Below are 15,055 nucleotides of genomic sequence, written 5' to 3' on the forward strand. Positions count from 1 at the left end.
TTACCTATATGTTCCAAAATTTTCAATGAATACATGCCTCGCTTTATTATTTTATTGCTCAGTTCCATATTTTTTGGACTGAAATGGGTATAGAGTACATAATATATAAAATCGGAGGGATCGATATGGGATGGAAATATTGGAAGGTGGTTTTACGTTATGGTCATGTAGGAAAGCGAAACGAGGTTAGTGTAGCAAGATACCTGTTAACAGAAGCCCACTATACACCCGTGCTTGTTATGGACCAGGCTGCCCACATGCCAGGTGTAAAGCATAATGGGGTAACGTCTGTAACAGAAATTAATCGAGATACGTTTCTAGAAGGCAAACGAAGAGAACAGGAGAATTTCTTTCTTCAAAAAATGAAAGCGTTCCATAAAGAACGCCCGGCTTAAAAAAGTGGTCTCGTCCGCCTGCTGGTGGCATTTGAGGCCGCTTTCTTTTATGCTTACATAGGGGTGAATAAAATGGGGCAAGTAACAGTAGCAGGCAGTTACGTAGCAGATTTGATGATCCGGACGCCGCAATTGCCGGCACCTGGAGAAACCGTTTTAGGCGGACCTTTTCAAATGGGACCTGGCGGTAAAGGCGGAAACCAGGCAACCGCAGCGGCCAGGAGTGGGGCGGATGTTGTTTTTATAACGAAAATTGGCACTGATGTTTTTGGCCAGGAAGCCATGCAGCACTTCGAGCGCGAAGGATTTGATATTCGCTTTGTGCAGAAAAGCGAACAGGACGCAACAGGCACCGCCCTTATTTCTGTTGATGAAAAAGGGGAAAACAGTATTGTTATTGCACCAGGCGCGTGTGGTAAAATGAGCCGCATGGATATAGAAAGGGCAGGCAGGGCAATCGAACAAGCCGATATTCTTGTGCTCCAGCTTGAAATTCATTTCGAAGCTGTGGAAGCGGCCATTCACCAAGCCATTCAGTGCGATGTACCCATCCTGTTAAATCCTGCTCCCTACACAGCATTTCCGGCAGAGTGGCTCTGTCATGTTACTTATGTAACACCGAACGAAACAGAAGCTCGTGGTTTAACAGGAATTACTGTAGTCGATGAAGCATCAGCTCAGCGTGCAGCGGATATCCTACACGAGAAAGGTGCCGGCGTCGTGATCATTACCATGGGCGGGAGAGGCGTTTTTTTGTCCAAAGAAAAGGGGAAAGGCCGACAAATGAAAGGGTTCTCTGTTGAAGTCGTTGATACAACGGGTGCCGGAGATGCTTTTAATGGAGGATTCGCTTATGCTATTAGCAGCGGCATGAAGGTAGAAGACGCTGTGCAGTTTGGACAGGCTGCTGCGGCACTTTCGGTCATGAAAGCAGGCACCGCTGTTTCTATGCCGTATCTTGAAGAAATAAAAGCGTTTTTAAAAAAGGTTCTTTAGGGAATAGAGAAAAAAAGGAGGGTTCTATATGGGATTTTTAAGCAAGCTTTTTGGTGGAAAAGAAGAAGAGAGTACCGTGCAAAATACGGGTGAAATCGTGCTGGTTTCTCCAATGAGTGGAGAGGTCATCAGCTTAGAAGAAGTACCTGATCCGGTTTTTTCTCAAAAAATGATGGGCGACGGAATTGCCGTGAATCCGTCGGAAGGAAAAGTAGTGGCGCCGGCCGATGCAAAAGTGCTGAATGTGTTCCCGACCAAGCACGCCATTGGTTTAGAAACGGCAGAAGGCCTGGAGCTTCTTATTCATGTTGGGCTCGATACAGTGAACATGAAGGGGGAAGGCTTCGATGTGAAGGTTTCAGAGGGAGATCAAGTGAAAAAGGGGGATGTACTGCTTACATACAGTCTCGAACTTGTTCGTGAAAAAGCAGCCAGCATTATCACCCCGCTCATCATCTCTAATGGAGATCTTGTTAAGCAGATGGAAAAGCATGAAAATGTGACGGCAGTTGCAGGTGAAACACCTGTACTGACAGTCAAGATTAAATAATGTAAAGGAAGTCTCAATCGTTGAGACTTCCTTGAGAGTGTAGACAAAGTTAGAAAGCAGGCTGATTGAAAACGCTTGGCTTTCAAGGAAAGCGGCCGGCTGGGAAGCGGAGTGACCTTTTAGGGGTCATGAGCATTCACAGCCGGCAAGTGACACCGAAAGTGAGCGTTTGTCAACAGCCTGAAGGAAGTCTCAATTATTGAGACTTCTTTTTTAGATTTCAGCCATTCAAGCTCCAATGAAGGAACGAATTGCATCAATTAAGCTGTAAATACCAAGCCCGGTGCAAACCAGGGCAACCAGTCCGCCAGCGATATTGGCCCTTACTGAATTTGTATATTCGCCTAAACGGTGCTGATTATTCATGATGATTAGCAGCATAATCGAAATAAAGGGGAGTAAAATACCGTTTAGTGCCTGTGCAAAAAGAAGGACATCCAGCGGTTCGAAACCGACCGCCGAAGATACAATGCCGATCACGATGACCACTGTAAAAACCAGCTTAAAACGACGGTCCTTCATGCCGTTCTGCCAGCGCAGAATACTACCAATGGTAATCGCCGCGCCAAGCGGTGAAGCAATGGCAGAAGAAAGGCCAGCTGCAAACAAGCCAACGCTCATAAAAATCTTTGCCCAGCTGCCAAGAATCGGTTCAAGCTGCAGGGACAATTCGGCTACGCTTTCTACCTCAATGCCGCGAATCATCGTAGCCGAAGTGATTAAAACAGCGGCTGTAATCAAACCGCCAATTCCAATGGAGACGATAATATCAAGTCGTGATTCTTTTAAATCGGACGGCTTGTTCCATCTTTCCTGCACAGTTGAAGAATGAATAAACAGGTTGTAAGGCACAACCGTAGTACCGATCAACGCAACAATCGTAATAATAGAGCCGGCAGGAATAGTGGGAACAAATGCTCCTTTGACGACTTCTCCTATATCCGGCCTGGCAATCACCATCGTCGTTAAAAAAGTAATGCTCATAATTGCAATAAGAAAGATCATGACTTTTTCAATGATTTTGTAGCTTCCTGTAAGTCCAATGATTAAAATGATCATGCCGACTATCGGGCCAAGCACACGTTCAGGTACGCCAGTTAAAGTAGAGATGCCGAGTGATGTCCCGAGAAGATCGCCAGCGATATACGCAGAGCAGCCAACAAGGATAGAAATGATCACCAGCCACATTGCTCCATATTTTAAAATGGGCTGTGTAAACTGCTCCCGAATCGCGTCACCAAGACTCGACTGCGTCATAATGCCAAGACGCGCCGTCATTTCCTGTAAAATCAGTGTGGCAACAATAGAAAAAACAATGGCCCAGAGTACAGCATATCCGAAAGAAGCACCCGCTTTGGTCGCAGTGGTCACGGTACCCGGCCCGATAAAAGAAGCGGTGACAATGGCACCTGGCCCAATAAATTTAATCCTGTCCCTGAATGTTTTCGCCAACGGTGCCAGCCCCTTCAGATTGTTGTTTGTGTAACACATGGCCTGCGAGCGCATATAAAACAATCGTTGAAGACAAGTGGGCAGACAATTGTGAAGGATCCTGCTGCGGATATACCTCTACAAAGTCCATGCCAGCAATACCGAGCTTAGCAATTTCATGAACAAGCGTAAGCAATTCATAAGAGGTTAATCCGTTACCGTCAACCGGCCCGCCTGGATTAAAAGCAAAATCCAACACATCACTGCAAATACTTAAATACACACAGTCCACTTCTTTTGAAGCAAGTTCATGCAGCCGATGAGCCAGCGCTTTTAAATCGGGATGTTCACGAATGTCGTTAACGGTAATTGTCACTGCTCCTGCTTTATGTGCATTCCGGCCGCTTTCAGGCTTGTTTCGGGGGCCGTGAATCCCGGTATGTATGATACTTTCATTCCGGACACCTTCTTGCTCATACAACCGCATAAACGGGCTGCAGCGTGCGTAGGGGTCTCCTTCATGAGATGGAAGATTATCATAGTGAGCATCTAAATGAATAACGCCAACTTTTTTACCAACATTCGTCAATGAGCGGACAATCGGAAACGTTATGCCATGATCGCCGCCAAGCCCGATCAAAAATTTGCCGCTCTGCCAAAGCGGTTCGGTAAACTGTGTAATCCGGGTCATGGTTTCTTCTACATCAGCCGGTACTACATCCACATCCCCGATATCTCCGAGCCTGATATGCTCAAACACATCCATATGATTTAGTTCTGGCAGGTAGCCGCTATAGCGCCCAGAGCTTAACCGCATAACTTTAGGGCCCAGTTCACAGCCTGTATAGTCTCCCCAGGTTACGGCACCTTCCCAGGGCACGCCATAAACGATCGCATCCACTTCATCCAAACGATGATCAGCCGCTAAATTTCGTGCCCCTAAAAAACAAGGTGTATTTCCATAAATCATGTTACTCATCCAAACAGTCCTTTCATGATAAGGGTTGGTTTTCTTTTTCCCTAACAAGAAGGAAGAAAACCAGGAATTTGGAATAAGGTTTAGGCTATGCTTTGATTTCAGTCATTGAGGGGATTCGTCCGGTCGTTATAGCCTTAATGATGTATGCGGCCGCTACATTTGCCCTGTCAGCTGGCGCAGGTGGGGAATGGAAATCCATACAGTAGATTTACTGTATCGAGAGTGTAGACAAAATCTTTCTCTTTCAAAAAAGAGCCGATAAGTGAAGCCTGCCGGACTTCGCGTATTCTAAGGCAGTGCGGGAGCTTCCTCGGCTTGCGCCTGCGGGAGTCTTCGTCCGGCCTGCTTCACTAAATGGTATTGAAGATCAATCAGCCAAGGACTGCGTAGACATTTCCTCTTTTTTAAAAAGAAAAAATATGACCTTATTGGTTTTATACAATTTTGTTGCAAGCCACTTGGCGTCGGGAGGGCCGCGCAGACTCCTATGGGACTATCGGGCAGCAGAGACCGGTGGAGCCGACAGGCGCAACTGGGCTCTGCGCCTGCCCCATGGAAAGCGGAGCTGCCCGGACGCCGCTGATCTATCCCCATTCATGTAGACGGTTATCAATCACTTTTCTACAGCCTGATACAGTAGATTTACTGTATCTTTATATTTTTTAACCAGGAGGATGACATACCCTGCTTTTGTTACTGCCATAGTCGTCCTTCGCGGAATGGACTTTTATTCTTAAGTGTCCCCGATGGTTCAATAAATCGGCAGGACGGTTAGAAACAGGTATCTGGCTGTCCTGCCGTTTTTTTTCGTCCAGAAAGGCCATATTATTTCCTTGCCTAAACCGATCATGGTACTTTTAAAAGAAAGGATACGATGCAACGGAAGGAAGGTTTTTTTATGGAAATTGGGATTAGTACATTTGTGGAAACAACACCCGATATAAAGACAGGCATCGTGATTGAGCACGCTGAGCGGCTGCGTCAGGTAGTCGAGGAAATCGTGTTGGCTGATCAGGTGGGCCTGGATGTATTTGGAGTGGGTGAGCACCATCGTGAAGATTATGCAGCATCTTCTCCGGCTGTTGTATTGGCCGCAGCAGCCCCGCAAACAAAACAAATCCGGCTGACAAGCGCTGTAACCGTGCTTTCTTCAGCCGACCCGGTACGCGTATTCCAGGACTTTGCGACGCTTGACGCCCTGTCAAATGGTCGGGCCGAAATTATGGCGGGGCGGGGGTCATTTATTGAGTCTTTCCCATTGTTTGGGTATGATTTACAGGATTACAACGAACTGTTTGACGAAAAGCTGGATTTGCTGCTGAACATTCGAAGTGCTGAAAAAGTAACGTGGCAGGGAAAACACCGGCCGGCGATTCAAAATCTGGGTATATACCCGCGGCCTGTGCAAAATTCACTTCCAGTCTGGATCGGCAGCGGCGGCAATTCTGAATCAGTCGTTCGCGCCGGGCTTCTTGGCCTGCCGCTTGTGCTCGCCATTATCGGCGGAAGCCCGGTTCAATTTGCCCCGCTTGTAGAGCTGTATAAAAAAGCAGTGGTGCATGCCGGGCATGATCCGGCTGTTCTGCCAGTAGCGTCACATTCACACGGCTTTTTAGCCAAAAGTACAGAGGAGGCGGCTGATTTATTTTTCCCGTCTACACAGGCGGCGATGAATAAGCTGGGCAGGGAACGTGGTTGGGGACCATATAGCCGGGCAAGCTTTGATGCGGCTCGAAGCTTTGATGGTGCCCTGTATGTCGGTGATCCAGAAACGGTTGCCCAAAAAATCATTCACCTTCGTAAAAAGGTCGGTATTACACGGTTTATGCTGCATGTTCCAGTGGGCACGATGCCTCATGAACTGGTGATGAATGCAATTGAACTGCTTGGCAGGGAAGTGGCACCCATTGTACGTGAAGAAATAGCTAAGTGGGAAGCGGACGGACAGCCGCAATAAGGAAAGGAGCTATGAAATGATTGTTCTCGAAAATGAAACGTTAACCGTTAATATTTCTCCGTCCGGGGCGGAAGTGCGGAAAGTGTTTCATAAAAAAACGGGTCTGGATTATATGTGGAGTGGTAACAGCAAGTATTGGGGCCGTGTGTCACCAGTGCTGTTTCCAATTGTCGGCCGTCTGAAAAGAGATCGATATACGCTGGAAGATAAATCACACAGAATGCCACAGCATGGTTTTTTACGAGATGTGGAATTTACCGTACAGGATCGGGGAAAGGATTATGCGGCCTTTTGCTTTGACCCGCTTGATTCATTCCTTGACATTTACCCATTTCGGTTTCAAGTGATGATTTACTACACATTAAAAGAGGAATCCTTAAATGTGCGCTGGGAAATTCGGAACGAGCATCATAAAACAATGTATTTCTCCATCGGTGCCCATCCTGCCTTTAATGTACCGCTTCAAGCGGAAGAAAAAGCGGAAGAATATACATTGAACTTTACGCCGGCAGCGGGCAGACAGGTCACGCAATATGAGCTGGTAAACTCAATGGCAAGGGAAAAAAAGACGCTTCAAACGATTGAGCCGATTTCCATTCAGTCCTCCTTGTTTGAACAGGACGCCTTTATATACAGCCACATTGACCGCGTTTCACTCCGATCAAATCGGACCGGCCATGGAGTAGAAGTGGACCTGGCTGGGTTTCCCTTTGTCGGCATTTGGTCAAGCTACAACAAAAAAACCAGCAAAATGGCGCCGTTTGTCTGCATTGAACCATGGTATGGCATTGCCGATACAGTCGATGCCAGCGGGAAACTAAATGAAAAGCTGGGGATAAACGAGATTGAAAAGGGTGGACGGTTTAAAGCTGATTATACCATTACCTTTAAATAAGTGAAGTTCTCCTAAAAACGCACACGTCCTGTGTGCAACGGAGAACCCAAAACATCCTGTTTAAGTGAAGTTCTCTAAGAAGGCACACGTCCTGTGTGCAACGGAGAATCCAAAAAATCCTGTTTAAGTAAACAAGAGAAACTGCCTAGTCAGAAAGACTGGGCAGTTTTTCATTTGGGAAATGGAAACAACAGGGCTTATAAACAAACAGTAAAAGTGTCCATCACAGTATTATACTTTTTTTAAAAGAACATGGAATGGAACAAAGCGGCTAACATTCTGCTGTGGAATGTATGGCGACATACATTCTTGCTAAAAAGATAGACATGAAGTATAAAGCGCGATGATAAAAAAATTTTTTATTATAATCTGAAATCGTTGAAAACCCTTACGGTTGCAAGGTTTAAAGGGAGAATTGGTTTTTTATGAGGGTATTGACATTTTATGTTTGGTTGATTATGATACCAATATATTCTGATATATCAGACATCACTATAAAGAAAGGAGGGGGAAAATGGAGCCGAAAATTAACTTGAACGTAAAGACAGAAGAAATAAAGTCTCTTCGTGAAGTTGTGCTGGGATCGATACGGCAGGCGATTGTTACGGGAAAATTAAAACCGGGACAGCAATTGAAAGAAAGAGAACTGGCTCTCGCCATTGGAACAAGCACAACACCTGTAAAAGAAGCACTTCGTATTTTAAGCCATGAAGGTTTAGTAGAAACTTTTCCAAGAAAAGGAACGTTCGTTTCCGAGGGTGTTCATACTTCTATTAAAGAAATTTTTATGTTAAGAGCCAATCTAGACAGCCTTCTAGCTAGACTTGCTGCTTTGAAAGTAACCAAAGAGGAACTAATGCAATTAGAAAACCAAATTAGTATAATGGAAAACCTTGTAAAGAAAAAATCGGTAGACCACTTAAAAAAAGAAAATACCAATTTTCACATGATGATCCGAAAAGCGGCAAAAAACCCGGTTATTTTTCAAATGATTATGAATGTCGTAGCGTATGATGAAGCATTTCGTGATCGGACTTATGAACATGAAGAAGAAATTGAAGCAGGATTTAACGATCACCGGCTTGTTTACGAAGCAATCCGTGCAGGAGATGAAAACTTATCTGAGGAACGGATGAAAAGTCACATTTTGAGGTCAGTAGAACGAGTATTGGAAAAAGAAAAAAAGAAAAAAGAAAACTGACGTGTAGAGCCTGGTAAGCAACACGTCAGCTTGTCTTCCGGATATTCTCCCAATGGAGAGCCGTACAGCCTCCATTATAGCAGTGAATTTTCTTTTAAACAATGCGCATATAAAGCATTATTTTGTAAGCGCTTTACAAGAGATTAGCATGCGAAAAAGTATAATAACTTTTATGGAGGAGGTTCCGTATGGAATTAAACCAGCGCAATCAAGAAATTAACGAAGTTCAAGCCGAACAAACTACACTCGTTCCTGAAAAACGATCTTTTTTAAAGACGATGCGCTCTTATGGGCCGGGGATTGTCGTTGTACTAACGTGGATGGGAGCAGGAGACCTGGTGGATGCTTCTGTCGCCGGGTCCCATTATGGATACTCACTCATGTGGGTTCTTGCGCTTGCTCTGTTAATCCGTTTTTGTATTGTGAACATTATGGCTCGCATTGAGCTTTGTAATACACAGGGTATTTCTCTTTTGCAAGGCTTTGCAGGCCTTCATAAGTTTTATCCTTACTTTTTTGCTTTTGCAGCAATCATTATGGGTCACCTGGTTAATGCATACATGATTAAAGGTACCGGGGAAGTGCTCGCCTGGATTTTTAATTTTGGTTCCCCATTAATGTGGTCAGTCGGTGTTGTTATTCTTAGCCTATTTATTCTAGGAAAAAATATTTACAACAAAATGGAGCTTATTATGAAAGTGCTCCTTGCCGTTATGACTGTGTCATTTATTGGCCTGGCTCTCTATACAAAGCCGGATGCTTCTGAAATTGTCCGTGGAACAATCGGGTTTGGTATACCGGAAAATACGGGTGCTTACGGTACATGGGTGGTTGCAATCTCGCTTGTCGGGGCTGTCGCCGGGTCTCTCGGAAACTTTTTATATGGATACTTTATTAAAGAAAGAGGCTGGACAAAGCCTGTTCACAAGAAAATGCAGCGCAATGATTTGCTGCTGGGTATTTGCGTAGGTGTTGTAATTAATCTTTCTATCTGGGTAGTGGGCGCTGAGATTTTAAGACCCAATAACATTGAAGTAAATAGTTTAAGTGATATTGCAGCAGCTTTAGAACTTCACCTGGGCTGGCTTGGGTCTACTATCTTTTACCTGGGAGCGTTTGGCGTGCTTTACAGTAGTGTAATTGGCCATGCAGTCGGATTTCCTCGAATTACTGTCGATTGCCTGCATATTGTGAGTCAAAAAAGAAAAGAAAAGTACGGCAAGAATCTTACAGAGGATCCGCTGTTTAAATGGGTGAGTTTGTTTATTCTCGTTACTCCACTTGTTTGGTCGCTTCCTAATATGCCTGGCTTCGTTACACTCGTCGTATTTGTAAACGTATTGTATGTAATCGCACTGCCAGCTATTTCAATCGGTCTTTTAATCTTATCAAACAAGAAATCACTATTGGGGAAAAGTACAAATAATTGGTTCGAAAATATGGTGCTTTCCGCTACAACGATTCTAGCTGTCTGGTCTTCAGTCAAATTATTTATGGACTTTTTCAATTAAGGGAGATGAAAAGAGCATGAAGCCATCTATTATTGTTTATAAAAAAGTACAGCAGGAAATAAAGAACAAGCTTGAACAAGATTGCTCGGTCACGTATTTTGAACAGCCTGATTATGAAAAAGACCCGCTCTTTTGGAAGCATCTTCAAAAAGCGGAAGGGCTTCTAGGTTCTGGGCTGCGTATTGATGAAGACTTTTTGAAAAAAGCTCCATGCTTAAAGATCATTAGCAATTCTTCAGTTGGTTACGATAATTTGGATTTGAAGGCGATGACGAATCGACAGGTTATGGGAACAAATACTCCGGGCGTACTGACGGATACTACAGCAGATACTATATTTGGCTTGCTGATGTCTGCCGCCCGGAAGATGCCACAAATGCATACATTAGTTCAAAGCGGTCAGTGGCAGCAAAAAATAACGGAATCCTCATTTGGAGTCGATGTTCATCATAAAGTGCTTGGAATCATTGGAATGGGCAGGATTGGCAACGCCATTGCCAGGAGAGCACATTTAGGATTTGGCATGGAGATTCTGTATCATAACCGTTCGAGAAATGAACAGGCAGAAAAAGATTACCGGGCACAATACTGTGAGCAGGAAGAGCTGTTGCGCCGGTCCGACTTTGTTTGTTTGATGCAGCCACTCACACCTGAGACAAAGCATTCATTTGGCAGGGAGCAATTCCAGCAAATGAAAAAGACGGCTGTCCTTATCGTCGGATCAAGAGGCGGAATTGTGAAGGAAGAAGAGCTGGCGGATGCACTAAAGCATGGAATAATAGGGGGAGCCGGACTTGACGTGTTTGAGCAGGAACCTATCCGGAAAGACCACCCGCTTCTCGGCTGTTCAAATGTTGTTACTTTTCCGCATATTGGTTCCGCTACACTAGAGACACGTTTGGAAATGGATCGCCTTGCCAGTGACAATTTGCTAAAAGGGCTTAAAGGAGAAGTGCCGCCAAACCTCCTTAATCCAAGAAATGAAAAAGTAATTGTTTCATAATAATTAAAGAGAAACCGTTTGAAAATGTATCCAGCCGGTTTTTTTTATTAATAAATGCGGCTTGTTTTAATTACGCAGTTTAAAGCGGGATAAGAAATCAATTTTGTCGATCTTCTGCTTCATTTGCGAATGAAAAAAGCTATGCAGCTGCTGAGGCAGGAAGGACTGAAGATTTAAGAAGTGGCAAGCATGGTCGGCTGCAGCCACCCGCAGTATTTTAATATTTGCCTTAAACAGTACACCCATCAGTCACCAGGCCAGTTTAAATAAGAAAGAGGAGCGGTCTTGCATGCAGCAACACCGCTCCTCTTTGTCATATTTGGGTTTATTTCTTTCTGCGGGCTGCCGCTTCGTCTTGGATCTCCTCGCGCATTCCTTCAATGCTTTCTTCCCGGCGTTCATTTTTCGCTTTAATGGCTGCACGCTCTTTACCATTTGCAAACACCATTGTTTCTTCGGCCGCTTCAATGTTTCCAATGGTGTTTTGAACCATTTCCTGCAGCTTCTGAACATTGTCGGAGCGGTTATCCGGCTTTGGTCGGTTGTTATGTGTCATGTGTATTCCTCCTTTTAGTCTCGGGTAGTACAATCCGTAGACTGCCCTTTATTTCTTCTGTCCATTCAAAGAGAAAATATGTATATGTTTTATCATTTAAAAATTCTGACAATATTCCCGACTTGACTTATCGGAATTGGGGAGTTAAAGTAAGAATCTACATTTTAGCTATTAGGGGGCTTTTTTTATGGAAAATGGATTTATCCTTTTAAATATTATCGGCCTTCTGGTTCTCGTGGCTCTTTTATTTTTCATGCAGCGCCGTCACGTTTCATTTTCGAAACGGGTATTTACCGGGCTTGGCCTTGGTATTGTGTATGGACTTATTTTGCATTTTGCTTATGGCACAGAATCAGAAACGCTGGCAAGTTCTACAGCCTGGTTTGATTTGATTGGAACAGGCTATGTACGTCTGCTTCAAATGATTGTTATGCCGCTTGTTTTTATTTCTATTTTAGGCGCATTTACAAAAATTACGATCGGAAAGAATTTTGCCAAGATGGCGACGCTTATTCTTGGTATCCTTCTGGGCACAACGGCTGTAGCGGCAGCTGTTGGTATTGCATCGGCAATCGGCTTTGACCTGGATGCATCTCAAATTGTACAGGGTACAGCAGAAACAGAACGCGGCCAGTCTATTGCTGACCAATCGGCTGAAGTGGCGGATAAACCACTTCCATCTCAAATCGTTGATCTGCTTCCGCAAAACCCATTTCTAGACTTTACGGGTGCTCGTCCAACTTCTACTATTGCTGTTGTGATTTTTGCTGCTTTTTTAGGCTTTGCTTACTTAACCGTTGCACGCAAAGAGCCTGAGCATGCTGATTTGTTGAAAAAAGGTATCGATGCACTTTACTCACTTGTCATGAACGTTGTGAAAATTGTGCTTCGTTTAACACCATACGGCATTTTGGCTATTATGGCCCGTACGGTTGCACTGTCTGACTTTGGAGCTATTTATAACCTTGGCAAGTTTGTCATCGCTTCTTATATAGCATTGATTGTCATGTTTATTATTCACTTGTTGATTTTAACTTTATCCGGCTTAAGCCCGGCTACTTATGTGAAAAAAGTCGGGGAAACGCTCAGCTTTGCTTTTTCTTCACGTTCAAGTGCAGGAACGCTGCCAATGACATTAAACACGCAAACGACACGCCTGGGCGTGCCAGAAGGTATAGCTAACTTTGCCGGATCATTCGGTTTGTCCATTGGCCAAAACGGCTGTGCAGGCATTTATCCAGCTATGCTTGCTGTAATGATTGCTCCTTCTGCGGGCATTAACCCGCTTGACCCTGGCTTTATTGCTACCTTGATTGCCATTGTGGTGATCAGTTCATTTGGTGTAGCCGGTGTAGGCGGCGGTGCCACATTTGCGGCCATTTTGGTCCTATCTGCGATGAATCTTCCTGTCGCACTTGCTGGTGTGCTTATTTCAGTTGAACCGCTGATCGATATGGGACGGACAGCTCTTAACGTAAACGGCACGATTACGGCAGGCGTCACAACTGCACGCGTAACAGGAGAGCTGGACAAAGAAATCTTTAACGAAGACCTGGCTAAACAAACAGCCGATGTATAAACAAAAGCACCTCCACACAAGGAGGTGCTTTTTTTGTTATTCAGCGTTTTTAGATTTTTTGGACAAATTAGCATGAAGACTTATTTACGGTTCATAGTATATAATAGAAGTGTCGTATACATAGACAAGAGGAGCGACTTACGAAACGGAGGCACTTTCATGACGATCTATACAGGGTTTGTAGGAACGTACACAAAGCAGGACGGAAAAGGAATTCACACGTTCGAGCTTGATACAGAAAAAGCCGAACTCTTACATGCTGCAGTGGCAGCGGAAGTAAACAATTCAACATACATCACGATCAGTGAAAATGAACAATTTTTATACGCGGTAGAAAAAGGCGGAAAAGGCGGCGGCCTGGCAGCTTTTTCAATCCAAAACGGAAAGCTTCACAAGCTGAATGATGTGCTTGACAGCGAAGGCGTGCCCTGCCACGTATCCTTAAATAAAAGCGGCACTCGTGCTTTTACTGCTCAATACCATACGGGTACAGCCGAAATGTACAGCATCAATGCCGAAACAGGCGAATTAATTGATTTGCTAGATGTGGCGACTCATGAAGGGACAGGCCCGAATCCAGACCGTCAGGAAAAAGCGCATACTCACTTTTTCGGTATGACAAAGGATGAGCGTTTTGTTGTGGCCGTAGACCTTGGGACAGATGAGATTATCACTTATGAAATGGCCGGAGAAGACCTGTTGAAAAAAGCGGTTTTCAAAACAGCGCCGGGAGCCGGTCCGCGCCATATCGTGTTTCACCCGGCGGAGTGCATAGCTTATGTGATGACAGAACTGAGCAATGAGGTTCTTGTACTGGAACTTAACGAGCAGGATGGGACATTTACACAATTGGCTGCCCACAAAACAATCCCGGCTGATTTTGAAGAAAACAGCCAGGGCAGTGCCATCCGCATGTCATCCGACGGCCGTTTTATTTATGCAGGAAACCGCGGTCATAATAGTATTGCTGTATTTGAAACAGCTGAAGATGGACGGCGCATTCAATTGGTAGAAATTGTTTCCACGAAAGGCGATTGGCCTCGTGATTTTGATTTGGATCCAACGGAAATGTTTTTGATTGTGGCACATGAAAAAACACATAATGTGGTCCTGTTTAACCGCGAAGTAAAAACCGGCCGTCTGACACCTGCAAACTCGGAAGTGACAGTGCCAGAAGGAGTTTGTGTGACCTTTTTAAAAGGAAACTAATTGAAAGAAGGCTTTCTATTTGAATGCAATCGACAGTATCGTTCAGACGTACGCTTCTTTTTGGGACTGGGACATGTGGATCCATGTCCTGACAGATCCGGTCAGCTGGGGGCTGATTGGGACACTGATCGTGCTGGAAGGACTGCTGTCGGCGGATAATGCATTGGTGTTGGCCGTAATGGTCCGTCACCTGCCTGAAAAAAAGCGAAAAAAAGCACTGTTTTACGGGCTTTTAGGAGCGTATCTGTTTCGGTTTATTGCGATCGGGCTTGGTGTCTGGTTAATGGAAATTCGATGGGTAAAAATTCTGGGCGCCATTTATTTAGCATGGCTGGTTTGGAATCATTTAAAAGAGAGCGATGAAAAAAAGCAGCATGTCGACATGAGTAAAACCGGTTTATTGGTCCGAATGTTTGGCCCTTTTTGGGGTACGGTTGCAGCCGTTGAATTGATGGATATTGCTTTTTCCGTTGACAGTGTACTGGCCGCATTCGGCATCAGCAAGGAAGTATGGATTCTTCTTCTGGGCGGCATGCTTGGTGTTTTAATGATGCGGACAGTGGCAGGAATATTTATCAAGCTGATTGACCGGGTGCCGGAGCTTGAAACAACCGCTTATCTATTAATCGCCATTATTTCCATCAAAATGATGCTAAGTATTGCACATATTGAAATAAGCCATACGATTTTCTTTGTGATTTTAGCGGCGGCGTTTTTCGGAACATTCGTCGTTCATATTTTTCGAAGAAACCCTGTCAATTAGCGGCAGGGTTTTCTTTATGGAAATAAGAAA

Annotated in this window: 14 protein-coding genes; 11 read left to right on the forward strand and 3 right to left on the reverse strand. The window is 44.5% G+C overall.

Annotated features, from left to right (window positions below):
- Positions 1-125 precede the first annotated feature (125 nt).
- The 3 genes from VP97_RS03475 (at position 126) to VP97_RS03485 (ending at position 1,941) form a co-directional block, all read left to right on the forward strand.
- On the forward strand, positions 126-395 hold the full coding sequence (locus tag VP97_RS03475; RefSeq protein ID WP_050180292.1) for a hypothetical protein: 270 nt from the start codon (positions 126-128) through the stop codon (positions 393-395).
- A gap of 72 nt (positions 396-467) precedes the next feature.
- Positions 468-1,391 carry a ribokinase gene (gene rbsK / locus VP97_RS03480; RefSeq protein ID WP_050180293.1) on the forward strand — a complete coding sequence of 308 codons (924 nt, stop codon included), beginning with the start codon at positions 468-470 and terminating at the stop codon, positions 1,389-1,391.
- Between the two features lie 28 nt (positions 1,392-1,419).
- Positions 1,420-1,941 (forward strand): PTS sugar transporter subunit IIA, encoded by a 522-nt coding sequence (locus VP97_RS03485; protein ID WP_050180294.1) that lies wholly within the window; start codon positions 1,420-1,422, stop codon positions 1,939-1,941.
- Positions 1,942-2,169: 228 nt separating this feature from the next.
- Here the strand turns inward: VP97_RS03485 and VP97_RS03490 are convergent, their stop codons facing one another.
- A complete protein-coding gene (locus tag VP97_RS03490; protein WP_050180295.1) occupies positions 2,170-3,432 on the reverse strand; it encodes an Nramp family divalent metal transporter in 1,263 nt (420 codons plus the stop codon).
- On the reverse strand, positions 3,365-4,351 hold the full coding sequence (locus VP97_RS03495) for an agmatinase family protein (protein ID WP_050180296.1): 987 nt from the start codon (positions 4,349-4,351) through the stop codon (positions 3,365-3,367). The genes VP97_RS03490 and VP97_RS03495 overlap by 68 nt, the downstream gene beginning before the upstream one ends.
- An 898-nt stretch (positions 4,352-5,249) precedes the next feature.
- Here VP97_RS03495 and VP97_RS03500 point away from each other — a divergent pair.
- The 5 genes from VP97_RS03500 to VP97_RS03520 all read left to right on the forward strand — a co-directional run bounded on the left by VP97_RS03500 (position 5,250) and on the right by VP97_RS03520 (position 10,918).
- Positions 5,250-6,308: an LLM class flavin-dependent oxidoreductase gene (locus VP97_RS03500; protein ID WP_050180297.1), complete on the forward strand. Its 1,059-nt coding sequence runs from the start codon at positions 5,250-5,252 to the stop codon at positions 6,306-6,308.
- 16 nt (positions 6,309-6,324) lie between these two features.
- Positions 6,325-7,203 (forward strand): aldose 1-epimerase family protein, encoded by an 879-nt coding sequence (locus VP97_RS03505; RefSeq protein WP_050180298.1) that lies wholly within the window; start codon positions 6,325-6,327, stop codon positions 7,201-7,203.
- A 514-nt stretch (positions 7,204-7,717) separates the two neighbouring features.
- Entirely contained in the window at positions 7,718-8,404 is a 687-nt protein-coding gene (locus tag VP97_RS03510; RefSeq protein WP_050180299.1) for a GntR family transcriptional regulator, read from the forward strand.
- Between the two features lie 188 nt (positions 8,405-8,592).
- Positions 8,593-9,915, forward strand: a complete 1,323-nt coding sequence (locus VP97_RS03515; protein ID WP_082220214.1) for an Nramp family divalent metal transporter — start codon at positions 8,593-8,595, stop codon at positions 9,913-9,915.
- A gap of 16 nt (positions 9,916-9,931) precedes the next feature.
- On the forward strand, positions 9,932-10,918 hold the full coding sequence (locus VP97_RS03520; protein ID WP_050180301.1) for a 2-hydroxyacid dehydrogenase: 987 nt from the start codon (positions 9,932-9,934) through the stop codon (positions 10,916-10,918).
- A 325-nt stretch (positions 10,919-11,243) separates the two neighbouring features.
- On the opposite strand, the gene tlp is transcribed toward VP97_RS03520, so the two are convergent.
- Positions 11,244-11,474, reverse strand: coding sequence for a small acid-soluble spore protein Tlp (tlp, locus tag VP97_RS03525; RefSeq protein WP_050180302.1), 231 nt, complete (start codon positions 11,472-11,474; stop codon positions 11,244-11,246).
- Positions 11,475-11,661: 187 nt separating this feature from the next.
- On the opposite strand from tlp, the gene VP97_RS03530 reads away from it, so the two are divergent.
- The 3 genes from VP97_RS03530 to VP97_RS03540 all read left to right on the forward strand — a co-directional run bounded on the left by VP97_RS03530 (position 11,662) and on the right by VP97_RS03540 (position 15,025).
- On the forward strand, positions 11,662-13,053 hold the full coding sequence (locus VP97_RS03530) for an L-cystine transporter (RefSeq protein WP_050180303.1): 1,392 nt from the start codon (positions 11,662-11,664) through the stop codon (positions 13,051-13,053).
- A gap of 159 nt (positions 13,054-13,212) precedes the next feature.
- Positions 13,213-14,262, forward strand: coding sequence for a lactonase family protein (locus VP97_RS03535; protein WP_050180304.1), 1,050 nt, complete (start codon positions 13,213-13,215; stop codon positions 14,260-14,262).
- Between the two features lie 73 nt (positions 14,263-14,335).
- Complete coding sequence (locus VP97_RS03540; protein WP_425388441.1) at positions 14,336-15,025, forward strand: DUF475 domain-containing protein; 690 nt, start codon at positions 14,336-14,338, stop codon at positions 15,023-15,025.
- Positions 15,026-15,055: the final 30 nt, after the last annotated feature.

It is taken from the genome of Domibacillus robiginosus, assembly GCF_000966195.1.
Taxonomy (GTDB): Bacteria; Bacillota; Bacilli; order Bacillales; family Domibacillaceae; genus Domibacillus; species Domibacillus robiginosus.

Excerpts from the sequence above, each read along its gene's own strand:
- VP97_RS03490 (WP_050180295.1), bottom strand. The coding sequence starts at position 3,432 with ATGTGTTACACAAACAACAATCTGAAGGGGCTGGCACCGTTGGCGAAA.
- VP97_RS03540 (WP_425388441.1), top strand. The coding sequence starts at position 14,336 with ATGTGGATCCATGTCCTGACAGATCCGGTCAGCTGGGGGCTGATTGGG.
- VP97_RS03515 (WP_082220214.1), top strand. The coding sequence starts at position 8,593 with ATGGAATTAAACCAGCGCAATCAAGAAATTAACGAAGTTCAAGCCGAA.
- VP97_RS03505 (WP_050180298.1), top strand. The coding sequence starts at position 6,325 with ATGATTGTTCTCGAAAATGAAACGTTAACCGTTAATATTTCTCCGTCC.
- VP97_RS03510 (WP_050180299.1), top strand. The coding sequence starts at position 7,718 with ATGGAGCCGAAAATTAACTTGAACGTAAAGACAGAAGAAATAAAGTCT.
- VP97_RS03495 (WP_050180296.1), bottom strand. The coding sequence starts at position 4,351 with ATGAGTAACATGATTTATGGAAATACACCTTGTTTTTTAGGGGCACGA.
- rbsK (WP_050180293.1), top strand. The coding sequence starts at position 468 with ATGGGGCAAGTAACAGTAGCAGGCAGTTACGTAGCAGATTTGATGATC.
- VP97_RS03530 (WP_050180303.1), top strand. The coding sequence starts at position 11,662 with ATGGAAAATGGATTTATCCTTTTAAATATTATCGGCCTTCTGGTTCTC.
- VP97_RS03535 (WP_050180304.1), top strand. The coding sequence starts at position 13,213 with ATGACGATCTATACAGGGTTTGTAGGAACGTACACAAAGCAGGACGGA.
- VP97_RS03475 (WP_050180292.1), top strand. The coding sequence starts at position 126 with ATGGGATGGAAATATTGGAAGGTGGTTTTACGTTATGGTCATGTAGGA.
- VP97_RS03500 (WP_050180297.1), top strand. The coding sequence starts at position 5,250 with ATGGAAATTGGGATTAGTACATTTGTGGAAACAACACCCGATATAAAG.
- VP97_RS03485 (WP_050180294.1), top strand. The coding sequence starts at position 1,420 with ATGGGATTTTTAAGCAAGCTTTTTGGTGGAAAAGAAGAAGAGAGTACC.
- VP97_RS03520 (WP_050180301.1), top strand. The coding sequence starts at position 9,932 with ATGAAGCCATCTATTATTGTTTATAAAAAAGTACAGCAGGAAATAAAG.
- tlp (WP_050180302.1), bottom strand. The coding sequence starts at position 11,474 with ATGACACATAACAACCGACCAAAGCCGGATAACCGCTCCGACAATGTT.